Genomic DNA, 13,230 nt, shown 5'->3' with positions numbered 1-13,230 from the left:
CCGCCGTTTGGTGGTGGCCCGCTTCATAACCCCTAACAGTCACTGACCTACATCCACGATAAGAAGGATTGAAACTACCTGAATGGGTAGGTAGGTGAGAATGTCCACGCCGTCACTGACCTACATCCACGATAAGAAGGATTGAAACGGTAGCCAGAACGCTTACCAAATCATCCTCGCTCAGGTCACTGACCTACATCCACGATAAGAAGGATTGAAACGCTCACCTCTGGGGCAATATTCCCCTCTACCCGCCAGTCACTGACCTACATCCACGATAAGAAGGATTGAAACTATACTGTTAACTATTGTTTGTCTGTAAACAGTAGATTGTCACTGACCTACATCCACGATAAGAAGGATTGAAACGACTTGAATCAGCCCTCAACTTTGTTGGGCGAAGGGGGTCACTGACCTACATCCACGATAAGAAGGATTGAAACCTCCGGATGTGGGTGACCGGCGTACATTGTTTGGTTGGTCACTGACCTACATCCACGATAAGAAGGATTGAAACATTCTATCCATAGTGAAAAATGATCCACAAAAAAGAAGTCACTGACCTACATCCACGATAAGAAGGATTGAAACACAAGGCCACCGGCAGCAATCAGACCCGCACCGGCTGTCACTGACCTACATCCACGATAAGAAGGATTGAAACAGAGTCAGGCAAACAGTACGCCGTATGCCGTTACCGGTCACTGACCTACATCCACGATAAGAAGGATTGAAACGAGTAGTATATCAATTGGTAGATTACTCGCTTTGGGTCACTGACCTACATCCACGATAAGAAGGATTGAAACACCCCTGAATCATGTTGACAGCAGCTATTGCCGAATTGTCACTGACCTACATCCACGATAAGAAGGATTGAAACATGACGTTTGCACCCCCGTCGGCCTACGGTCAGCATGTCACTGACCTACATCCACGATAAGAAGGATTGAAACGGACAACCTAAAGTCCTATCAGCTTAGGGCCGCTGGTCACTGACCTACATCCACGATAAGAAGGATTGAAACCTTTTAACCAGCTTGACAATGCGGCCCTCTCCCCCGTCACTGACCTACATCCACGATAAGAAGGATTGAAACTTTGCGGTTGTCATGGTTCAATGGTTGCAGATGGTTAGTTGTCACTGACCTACATCCACGATAAGAAGGATTGAAACTAGAAGATCGACCGGGGATGAAGCTAACTTGGTAGAAGTCACTGACCTACATCCACGATAAGAAGGATTGAAACTGGCAGGGGAGATACCTCCGCCGATCTGGTGGACGCAGTCACTGACCTACATCCACGATAAGAAGGATTGAAACGAGAAAATACCGTGGGTAGCAATAAGGTGGACATCTTGTCACTGACCTACATCCACGATAAGAAGGATTGAAACTTATCCACATCAGCAAACTCGGGCGATGGGAATCAAGGTCACTGACCTACATCCACGATAAGAAGGATTGAAACGTAATGGGTCGTTTGGGAATCGGTTCGAAGATGATTGTCACTGACCTACATCCACGATAAGAAGGATTGAAACCCACGGTCTGGTTTCCTCCCGTGCGCTTGATGTTGTCGTCACTGACCTACATCCACGATAAGAAGGATTGAAACGTTACCTGCCGACAGGCAGCGTGTGTGTTAGTTAAGTGTCACTGACCTACATCCACGATAAGAAGGATTGAAACTTCACCACAAGGAATTAGGGCAAGTTGCCCGCATTTCGTCACTGACCTACATCCACGATAAGAAGGATTGAAACATCTACATTAAATTACCAGTATGCCCAAAATTTACTGTCACTGACCTACATCCACGATAAGAAGGATTGAAACTAAAGCCAGATGGTTGGCACTCTACCGAACAAACAATAGTCACTGACCTACATCCACGATAAGAAGGATTGAAACTCGGAGAAATACGATTTAGATGTCCGTTTCGCTGAGTCACTGACCTACATCCACGATAAGAAGGATTGAAACGTATCAAACATTCAAATTACAATCACATGAATTCTCTGTCACTGACCTACATCCACGATAAGAAGGATTGAAACGTGTTAACAAGTGATTAGAGTGATCAAGTTGTGTATGTCACTGACCTACATCCACGATAAGAAGGATTGAAACTTGATGCGGATGAAATTGTAAACGCAATGCGTTCTGGTCACTGACCTACATCCACGATAAGAAGGATTGAAACTGCTATATATTTGAAGCAAGTTCACCGGCAATAGTGCCAGTCACTGACCTACATCCACGATAAGAAGGATTGAAACCGTGACTAAAAATGCTACAGAAATGAAGCGTATTTTGTCACTGACCTACATCCACGATAAGAAGGATTGAAACTATAACAAATCTGTCCGGTATTGTATACCGGACAGATTGTCACTGACCTACATCCACGATAAGAAGGATTGAAACGCATAAGTCATAAATCGCTTCAGTCTAACCAGCGTTGTCACTGACCTACATCCACGATAAGAAGGATTGAAACTGCAATGGTTGGATTCACTTCCGGCTGGCGCTCGAGTCACTGACCTACATCCACGATAAGAAGGATTGAAACGCAAGCGCCGAATGTTGAACGGCTTATCTATTCGGCGTCACTGACCTACATCCACGATAAGAAGGATTGAAACCCCCATAGCACCGTTACCCGGTTAGCGGATGGAGTGGTCACTGACCTACATCCACGATAAGAAGGATTGAAACTATTAATAAGAAAGCCATAAAATGAAAAAACTACACGTCACTGACCTACATCCACGATAAGAAGGATTGAAACCCCATATCCGGACACTCATTAAAGAAGTTGCGACTGTCACTGACCTACATCCACGATAAGAAGGATTGAAACCATGGTATTCGCCGTAATTTGAGTTCGGCTGTACAGTCACTGACCTACATCCACGATAAGAAGGATTGAAACTCATCAGTTTCTCTCCAAATAATCGACCGGATGGTGTCACTGACCTACATCCACGATAAGAAGGATTGAAACGACCTGAACGGCTTTCGCTAGTACCCGTTGCTGGTTTGTCACTGACCTACATCCACGATAAGAAGGATTGAAACCGGAGAATGCCGTCTACGCCCTCACGGACTCGCCCAGTCACTGACCTACATCCACGATAAGAAGGATTGAAACCGACCCTGTACGGCGTGTCGAAAGACTCAGTGAAATTGTCACTGACCTACATCCACGATAAGAAGGATTGAAACCGGATGTAGAAGAAACTTGGAATACGGGAAGGAGGAGTCACTGACCTACATCCACGATAAGAAGGATTGAAACTCGTGAGGGTCTCGCTCAGGTAGGGGAGTATGAACTGTCACTGACCTACATCCACGATAAGAAGGATTGAAACTTGGTTACGTAGCCAAACCGGGCTTTGGTCTGAGCGTCACTGACCTACATCCACGATAAGAAGGATTGAAACATCGCATTTCTCGCTCTACTGAGCATTGCCGCTACCGTCACTGACCTACATCCACGATAAGAAGGATTGAAACCTACCTGCCCGTCGGTTAGGCTATAATATTGCTTCATCGTCACTGACCTACATCCACGATAAGAAGGATTGAAACCAGCACCCGGAACGTCGGCAAACAAATAATCCTCAAGTCACTGACCTACATCCACGATAAGAAGGATTGAAACTTCCCCGGCTCACCCCATCCCAAAAACAGACACAATGGTCACTGACCTACATCCACGATAAGAAGGATTGAAACACGTGTTCAACTGGGAGAGTGCCGAACGGTTCGGTAAGTCACTGACCTACATCCACGATAAGAAGGATTGAAACTACCCCATCTGATGGGCGGACTACTGATTGTGTATGGTCACTGACCTACATCCACGATAAGAAGGATTGAAACGTCTCATGCACGACAAACACACGTTTTGGGCCGCAAGTCACTGACCTACATCCACGATAAGAAGGATTGAAACTCGAGTTCGGCCTTTGGCACCATGTCAACTTGCTCGGTCACTGACCTACATCCACGATAAGAAGGATTGAAACCGCAGGATCTGAGTGGCAACCCCATTTTAGCGGGGCAGTCACTGACCTACATCCACGATAAGAAGGATTGAAACTCGAAGAAAAGGAGGCCATTAAAGGGTAGGGGCTCGTAGTCACTGACCTACATCCACGATAAGAAGGATTGAAACTTACATAGTATTATGTAAGATATCCCACAGCCCCACTGTCACTGACCTACATCCACGATAAGAAGGATTGAAACTGCCCTAGGAACCGGCTTACCTCGCTCACAAAGCAGTCACTGACCTACATCCACGATAAGAAGGATTGAAACTGTGCCGGGGTCGCGGTTGGTCTTGGTGGCTTGCAGGTCACTGACCTACATCCACGATAAGAAGGATTGAAACCGGAGGAAGGCAACGCCCAATAGCAGGACGAAGAACCGTCACTGACCAACATCCACGACAAGAAGGATTGAAACAGATTTTTGGTGTCGTCACCTAAGTGATTCAAAAACCAGTCACTGACCTACATTCACGATAAGAAGGGTTGAAACGGCGATAGTGAGAATCCACTCAACCGCAACGCAACCAAATTAGTCATTTGGCCAATGGACGTACGCGGACTCCGACGGGGCGTCACCAGCCTTGATTCCCCCGCGATTTAGCCGTATTTTTGTGCTACTGTCAGATAGAAACTGACCCAAGCAAGCATGATTCATCAACTGTCGCTCTCGCTCACGCCTGAGCAAGCCTTCACCGACGCGACCTTCCGCGCCGAGGCCCTTCGCCAGCTCCGGCTTCCCGATTCACCCGACATTACGGTCCGTAAAAAACGCCAGTCTATCGACGCCCGCGGCCGTCAGGTACGCGTACACGTTGATACCGAGGTGTTTGTAAAGGAGGCCCCTACTCCATTGCTTCAGCACGGGTTGCACTACCCCAATGTAGCCAACGCCCAACCGGCCATTATTGTCGGGGCGGGGCCAGCGGGTTTATTTGCCGCCCTGCGTCTGATTGAGCTGGGCATTAAACCGATTATTCTGGAACGGGGTAGCGATGTCCGGGCCCGTCGTCGCGATTTGGCCGCCATCAACAAAGACCATATCGTCAACCCCGAGTCGAACTACTGTTTTGGCGAGGGTGGGGCCGGTACCTACTCCGATGGTAAACTATACACCCGCGCGACCAAACGGGGCGATGTGCGCCGGATTCTGGAGATTCTGGTGGCTCACGGCGCTACCGACCAGATTCTGGTGGACGCCCACCCGCACATCGGCACCAACAAACTACCGGGCGTGGTGGCCGCCCTGCGCGAGCAGATCCTGAACGCAGGCGGTGAAGTGCATTTCGACACTAAAGTAGTCGATTTCATTCTGGTCAATGGCGAAATGAAAGGCGTTGTGGCGCAGCGACTGACCGATGGTCAAACCGGGGAGTTTACGGGCCTGGGGGTGGTTCTGGCAACGGGCCATTCTGCCCGCGACATCTTCTACCTGCTTCAGCAACGCGACATTCTGATTGAGGCTAAACCGTTTGCTATGGGCGTTCGGATTGAGCATCAGCAGTCACTTATCGACAGCCTGCAATACCACCTCCCCACGCAGGCCGCGGGCCGGGGCGATTACCTCCCGGCGGCTTCGTACAGCCTCGTCACCCAAACCCGGTTTGAGAGCGTTGAACGGGGCGTTTTTTCGTTTTGTATGTGTCCCGGCGGGTTTATTGTACCGGCGGCTACCGCCCCCGGCGAGTTGGTGGTCAATGGCATGTCGCCCTCGCGTCGGGATTCCAAGTTTGCCAACTCCGGGCTGGTTGTCGCCATCACCGACCACGACCTGGCCCCCTATGCCAAGCACGGGCCTCTCGCGGGCCTGGCCCTGCAACAGGCCGTGGAACAGAATGCCTGCCGGGTGGCCAGCCGGGGTAGCGAAACGCCTACCCAAACGGCCCCGGCCCAGCGCATTGCCGATTTTGTGAACGGTAAGCTATCACCAGCGTTGTTGCCCACTTCGTACCAGCCCGGCCTGCTGTCGGCCGACATGGCCGAGGTGCTGCCCGACCACATTGCTCAACCCTTGCGGGCGGGTCTGCGCGATTTTGGCCGTAAAATGAAGGGATATCTGTCCAACGAAGGGCAGTTAATTGGTATCGAGAGCCGTACCTCGTCGCCGGTTCGGATTCCGCGCGACCGGCAGACCTGCGAGCACGTACAAACCCGACGCCTATTTCCCTGTGGCGAAGGCGCCGGGTATGCCGGGGGTATTGTGTCGGCTGCGATGGATGGCGAACGCTGCGCCGAAGAACTCGTAAAACTGTATCGCCCGTAAAACCATTGGCCACCGACGTAGAAACACGCGTCATGCGGCATTCCAAGAGATGACATCTCATTTGGAGAGATGTCATCTCTTCGGCTTCAGCCCAGGTTAACATGAGTTGTGAGAAATGGGGATTCGCACCCTAACTCACACTACTTTAACGTGAATTACGGATAATCTGTATTACAACCAGCTGTTTAACAAATGATTGCTGACGCAAGGGCCTTCGACAGGCTCAGGCTGACATTCGGCTTGAGCCTGTCGAAGGCCCTTGCGTCAGCAATTATCCATAACTCACACTACTTTAGAGAGATGCCATCTCTTTGAATGCCGAAAATTACTGCCGAACTAGCTTTCGGGTATAAGCCCGCGAGCCGGCTTCGAGCCGGAGGATGTAAACACCAGCCGGTAAACTACTCAAGTTCAGCTCCGTTTCGTACGTTGTTGAGGTCGACTCTGCAGACCAGGTACGGAGCGTGCGCCCATCAGGGGTAAACACGCCCCCCGTCACCAGAATTGGTTGCGGCAGCCGTTGCTGCGGCAGCCGATGCTGCGGCAGCCGTAATTGCACCCGGCTTACTCCATCAGTCGGATTAGGCATCACCGTCAGCGCGTCGGTATCGGAGGTGACCTCTTCGGGCCAATCGGTGGTTGTCGCCAATCGGCCACGGGCACCCGCATCGGTCAGAGTAGTACTCAGGGTAGCCCGGCAATTCTGGCTCGTCCCTGACCCAACCGTTACCGAATAGAGCCCTGCAGCCGAGGCTGTAATCCATTTGGCCGTAGCCCCAATCATCGCTTTTCCGTTGAACGACCATCCGAACGAAGGATTCGGATAATTACTCGATCCGGCCGTGAGCGTTGCCGTTCGGGTAGCCGACACCTGCGCGCTGCTGGCTACGAGCGTAGCCGCCGGGCGAGGGTACACGTACGCCCGCAACAGGGATGAGACCGCCGTTCGGCCGGTAGCGTCAGTCACTTCGAGCAGATACACTTTCTGGTCGGCAGCAGTGCCGGTTTGGGCATACGTAGCGGTGATGGTAGGTGCTAATCCCGTCATGTCGGTGACGGGTTGCCCTAAATTGAGCCAACGCATCCGATACGGGGCTTTCCCGCCAGAAACATCGGCCCCGAAGGCAATGGGCGAGCCTGCGCAATACTCATTTTTACCTTCAACCAGCCGGGCCGACACCACAAACTCTTTCAGGGCCTGATCGAGCACTACCGATCCAACGGCCGTACAACCAGTCGCGTCGGTAATGCGGAGCGAGTACGTACCCAGCTCTACCACCTTGATTGTGCTCGGATAACTGGCGGTGTTAGTCGTGTTGACTTCCTGCTGGGCTCCGATGGGTTTCACAATACCGCCCGCCGTTTGCACCGACCAGGTACCGGCATAGTAAGGGGCGGTGGGCCGGGGAAAGCCCCCCGTAACCTGCGCAGCCAGATTGGTCTCTATCACCCGGGCAGTGCCTTGCAGGCCGTTCTGCACTAGAATCGACACACGGGGTACGTCGTTGGCCACCTGCCAGCTATCCGTTGCCACACAACCATCGGCCACTCCCCGGACCGAGAGCGTGTACAGACCCGTTTGTTTCACCAACCGGATACTATCCGTAGAGCTGCCCGACAGCAGTGTACTGTCGCGCAACCACTGAATACTCTTGTAATAAATCTGTGTCACCTCGCCCACCTGCGTGCCGCCGTAGCCCGGCTGTTGGCGTCTGAACACCAGCACCGAGTCTTTTTGCGGGCAGTAAGCCAGGTGCTTACCCCGGCTGTCGGTTACCGAAGCAGGCGTTTGCGGACTGAGTCCAATGAGGCACTGACGCGGGGGCGCACCTGGGTTCAACGCAATCAGATTGGCTAAACCGCCACTGCTTCGGCGGGCCAGTACCCGCCCATTTACGACGCCCAGATGCACAGTTTCGGCCTGAGTGGTGACGTTAGTATTGAACAAACTAGCGGCCGATACCAGGCTGGCCACCGGCCGGATGGAGTCAGGGGCTGCGGCCGAAAGCAGCAGGAGTCCATTCCCGTCGAAGCCGTACAACCGCCCGCCTGAGCTGACCACCGCCCCCAGCCCGCCCGGCCGGAACCGGGCCTGCCCCACGCGAACTGTCCGGGCGGCTGTCGAGTCGATTTGCCAAACGTCGAGCTTGTAGCCCAGTGCGCGGCTACCCAGTCGCACGGCATTGTAAACCGGAGCCACCAGGCCCGCTTCGGTGCGGGTGAGGCCCACGGGATATGTCGACGAACCCAAATCGGCCAATGGCTGACGAACAAGGCCATCGGTGAGCCATGCCCGTACCCGGTCGGTCATGCGTTTACGAGTCAGAAAAACCTGCTTACCCGCCCCGCCTACTGGTTGGTGCGTGTATTGGTCAAGGCTATCGTCGAGCATGACGAGCCGGGCTGTAGCTGGATCAAAAGCCTGTACACTAAACCGGTTTGGCGTGGCGGCCATTGAGTCGGCGCGGGCTCCCACGAGCAACATACCACCCGGCCCGGCCACAAATTCGCTCAGTAGCTCCGAGCCCCGCAACAAACGGCCGGTACTCAGTTCGCGGTCGTACCGCCGAGCTAGGGTATAGCGGTCAGTGCGGGTATCAAGCCGCCACACCTCCTGATACCCCTTGCCGTTGTCGTTGGGCAGATCGGTCTGGAGCAGGAGCACGTATGGCCCCACCGACCCCATAGTAGCCACCTGTTGGGTACGTGTGCCGGAAGTCGGTTTTAGCATACCAATGCTCCAGATAAGTCGGGTTCGGCCACCGGTATCGCGCCGAAACAGGTTAGTATACCGGCTACGGGCGTCTTCGGTCTGAATACTATACAAAAGGCCACGGTCATCGGCCGACACCAACCCGAACACATCGGCACCCGGTTGGTTGACCACGATGCTCCGCACCGAGTCGCGGCTTACTTCGAGCAGACTGCAAAACGATTTACCGTTGCTCATGAAGGCCGTTTGCACAAACAACCGGTTGTTGGCTACCTGCACCCATTTGGGTTGTACGTTGAGATACGGACTGCTTTGCACGTTGAACGTACGCACCGCACCCGTTGCCCCGTCGGCTTCGATAAGGTAATTGGCCAACCCGTCGGACCAGAGAAGCAGTTTTTGGCCGTTGGCCGCAAACCGGCTGGGGTAACGCCCACCGCCCCCGTACAGAATATCGGCTTGCGTACCACTGCTCAGCACGCCCGGAATCAGATCAGTAACCCGTTGTGTACCGGTTTCGGTGCCGTCGGTACGCCAGAGTTCAATACCCGTAACCCCATCGTCGGCCCAGAAATACAGGCGATTCCCGTGCCTGAACGGCCGAAAATCGCGCAGGGCCAGCTTTACTTTGGCGGGGCTGAGGGTGTTCGCGTCGGTCAGGGCGCTATGGGTTGAGTCTGAAACGAAGGCGCTTGCCCGCCCCGGCCGAATGTCCTTGACCCGGCGGGTACCGGCCGGGGTGCCGTCGGTACGCCAGAGTTCGTACCCCGTTTGGCCGTCGTCGGCGAGATAAAATAAGGCCCCATCGAGTCTGATTTCGTGATAAGGCACCACAATGTCCGGGGCCGGGCGGGCCATCAGGGTGTCTAATCGTTGCGCTTGGGCTGCCTGCCGGGCAAATCCGCAAAGCAGGCAACAATAAACCACGAAGGCTGCTAACCGTGGAAAATTGTACTTCATGATAGGCTGAGTATGGAAAGGTTCTAATGCCCTGCCCGTTACCACAAACCATACCATATTTTACCCTTTCATTGACGCCAAGGCCAGCCCTAAGCCCAAAAAACACACAAGACGTTTATTGTCAACTAATTACAATGAAAATTTAGTGCGAAAATTTTCCAAGATTTCAAATCAGTAAAATTTCATTTATACTTGATTACCAACAGGTTAGCACCCAAAACTGATTCAGTGAAACACTTCAACCTTACCGGCTTCGAGCTGCTGAATAGTCTGGGCAAACAAACCAACCCGGCTTTTATCGTCCACAATCGGGTTACTCCGCAGATACAGTTTTTTGAGGTTCGGGAGGTTGGTTAGGCCGGGCGAAAGCGTTTGTAAATTGTTGCTGTTCAGGTCGAGTTCTTCGAGGGTCAGCATCCGGTCGAGCACGGGCGGGGTGGTGCTCAGGTAATTGTAGCTCAAATCGAGCAGGCGCAGGCTCCGAAACCGGTCGAACCGGTCGGGCAGGCCACCAATCTGATTATGGTGAGCATACAGCACCTGCAACCGCTTCAGGCGGGCGAGTCGGTCGGGTAAGGCTCGCAACCGATTGTGCGAAAGGGCCAGTTGCTCAAGCCGCCGGAGCCGCGACAGCCGGGCGGGCAGCTCGGTCAGGGTGTTGTAATACAGATCGAGCACCTTGAGCCGCCGGAGCCGCGTGAGCGAGGGCGGGCACTCGGCCAACCCGGCATTATACAGGTTCAGGTCGTTGAGTCGGTGTAGGCCCCGCAAATTGGCCGTTTTCAGCTTGTTATTGCCTATCCAGAGGCTTTCGAGCCGCCGGTTTTGGCGTACGCTCGCGGGTATTTGCGTCAGTCGGTTACCTTGCAGATTGAGCGCCAGCAAGTGCTTATTCGAGCTAAAAAACACACTATCGTCGGGCAGGGCATTGTAGAGCAAACTCAGCCGTTGCAGTTTCGGAAGGTCGGCCGTCAGACGGGCAGGCAAATGGCTGATTCGGTTTCTGGACAGGTCGAGTTCCTGCAAGTTGGGAAAACGGTACACTTCTTCAGGAATACGCCGAAGTTCGAGCTGATTGAAATAGAGTTTCGTGACGGTATCAGGGCGAGTAGTGTTCCGGGCCTGTTCCACCGAACTAAGTACCCCAGCCCCGGTGCGTACCGTTCGTTTTTCGGGAATGTTGCCCACATGGGTCATCTGATTCCGAAACCGGGTTGTGGCAGTTGCCGGAAACCGATTAGCCCGGTAGTATTGGGTTAGCTTTTCGAGAATCTGCGTTTTGGTCGAATCGGGCGTTGGCACGAGCCAATCCACCAGTACGGTAGTGGCCTCACCGGTTGGCTCGTAGTATTCGCGTAACCCAAAAGCCACCCGTTTCTGCGCCAGGTTATGCTCGCGGATAAACCCGTTGAATTGCTGTATAGCGCGCATCCGAAGCTCTTGCCGGGCTTTGGGCTGGCTCGCAAACAAGGTTTCGACGGGTGGATATTGCCGGTTCAGCGCAGCAAGGCTTACCCCCTGTTGGCTTGTGTCAGACAGACTGATGATGCGAGTTTGCGCGGGAGCCACCGAGCACCACACCAGCATAAAGAATAGGGTAACTAGCAACGGCTTCATACGCGAACGGTCTTTGTAGGAATACAACGATAAATATAGTTATTATTTCATGCCGTTGTTGAAGTTTTTAAATTTCCGGCTCATCGGGTTTTGTCAGTCGTACCCCGGCCTACGCGGCCCGGCCTGCGCAGCCCGTCATTCCGCACCGTTTTGCCAAACAACCTTTATGAATCATTCGTTGACACGCTATGCAAACGTTCCCCTCAACCGCCACCCGAACCAACGGCGCTGCCCGGTCGGTAGCCCCCGTAGAGTCGCCTGATTTTTACGACATTGATGATTTGCTCACGCCCGAACATAAGCTTGTCCGGTCGTCGATTCGCCACTTTGTGAGCCGCGAAATCACGCCCAACATCGAGGAGCAGGCACAGAAGGCCGAATTTCCGGCGAGCATCGTGCCGAAGTTTGGTCAGATTGGTGCGTTTGGGCCAACCATTCCGGTTGAGTACGGGGGCGGTGGCCTCGACTACATCTCGTACGGCCTGATGATGCAGGAAATTGAGCGGGGCGACTCCGGTATGCGCTCCACGGTATCGGTGCAAAGTTCGCTCGTGATGTACCCGATCTGGGCGTTTGGCTCCGATGAGCAAAAACAGAAATACCTGCCCCGCCTGGCTAAAGGCGAGTTACTGGGGTGTTTCGGGCTGACCGAGGCTAACCACGGCTCCAACCCCGGCGGTATGGAAACGAGCTTTGTCGAAACCAGTTCGGCGTATATTCTGAATGGCTCGAAAATGTGGATCACCAACGCTCCACTGGCCGACATTGCCGTGGTGTGGGCCAAAAACGAGCAGGGCAAAATTCGGGGGCTTATTGTGGAGCGCGGCATGGAAGGGTTCTCCACGCCCGAGATCCATAACAAATGGTCGCTGCGGGCGAGCATCACGGGTGAGCTGGTGTTTGAGGATGTGCGCATTCCGAAAGAGAACATCCTGCCCGAATCGGGGGGACTTCGGAGTCCGCTACAGTGCCTCGATCAGGCCCGGTACGGCATTGCCTGGGGGGCTATCGGGGTAGCAATGGACTGCTACGAAACCGCCCGGCGCTACGCTCTCGAACGGATGCAGTTCAGCAAACCGATTGCCTCGTTTCAGCTGGTGCAGAAAAAACTGGCCGAAATGCTCACCGATATCACCAAGGCCCAACTGGTGTGCTGGCGGCTCGGTATGCTCAAGAATGATAACCGGGCGACAACGGCTCAGATTTCGATGGCCAAGCGCGACAACGTAGCCATGGCCCTGCGGGTAGCGCGCGAAGCCCGGCAGATTTTGGGGGGCATGGGTATTGTAGGCGATTTCCCGATTATGCGGCACCTGATGAACCTCGAATCGGTAGTGACCTACGAGGGTACGCACGATATTCACCTGCTTATTCTGGGTGCCGAGATCACGGGAATTCCGGCTTTTAAATGAACAATGGTGAATGAACAGTGAACAATGAAAAATGCATAATGAAACGGTTGATTATCAGTAGGTAACCCGATTGTTCATTGTTCATTATTCATTCACCGTCCATTATTCATTGTTCATTCTCTTAGTATCAAGGGCTTTGACAAACTTTTTGGCCCGTTGGGTATAGCTCGGCTAACACAAAAGGCTGAGTCACAGTTGTCCC

General features: G+C 53.3%; 4 protein-coding genes and 1 CRISPR repeat array (1 of these 5 cut by a window edge). Of the genes, 2 read left to right on the top strand and 2 right to left on the bottom strand.

The annotated features are described in order from the left end of the window. A CRISPR array of direct repeats spans window positions 1-4,556; the repeat unit is 37 nt; unit sequence GTCACTGACCTACATCCACGATAAGAAGGATTGAAAC; it reaches 405 nt to the left of the window's first position. 156 nt (window positions 4,557-4,712) lie between these two features. Further along, on the top strand, window positions 4,713-6,326 hold the full coding sequence (locus F5984_RS18505; RefSeq protein ID WP_152125715.1) for an NAD(P)/FAD-dependent oxidoreductase: 1,614 nt from the start codon (window positions 4,713-4,715) through the stop codon (window positions 6,324-6,326). Window positions 6,327-6,651: 325 nt separating this feature from the next. On the opposite strand, the gene F5984_RS18500 is transcribed toward F5984_RS18505, so the two are convergent. Together F5984_RS18500 and F5984_RS18495 are read right to left on the bottom strand one after the other, a co-directional pair. Further along, window positions 6,652-9,999: a T9SS type A sorting domain-containing protein gene (locus F5984_RS18500; RefSeq protein ID WP_185155560.1), complete on the bottom strand. Its 3,348-nt coding sequence runs from the start codon at window positions 9,997-9,999 to the stop codon at window positions 6,652-6,654. A gap of 225 nt (window positions 10,000-10,224) precedes the next feature. Next, window positions 10,225-11,616, bottom strand: a complete 1,392-nt coding sequence (locus F5984_RS18495) for a leucine-rich repeat domain-containing protein (RefSeq protein WP_152125713.1) — start codon at window positions 11,614-11,616, stop codon at window positions 10,225-10,227. A gap of 188 nt (window positions 11,617-11,804) precedes the next feature. Between F5984_RS18495 and F5984_RS18490 the strand changes: the two genes are divergently transcribed. Beyond that, window positions 11,805-13,028 (top strand): acyl-CoA dehydrogenase family protein, encoded by a 1,224-nt coding sequence (locus F5984_RS18490; RefSeq protein ID WP_152125712.1) that lies wholly within the window; start codon window positions 11,805-11,807, stop codon window positions 13,026-13,028. Window positions 13,029-13,230 lie beyond the last annotated feature (202 nt).

Source organism: Rudanella paleaurantiibacter (assembly GCF_009184635.1).
Lineage (GTDB): Bacteria > Bacteroidota > Bacteroidia > Cytophagales > Spirosomataceae > Rudanella > Rudanella paleaurantiibacter.
This window is presented reverse-complemented; position numbering and strand designations above follow the sequence as displayed.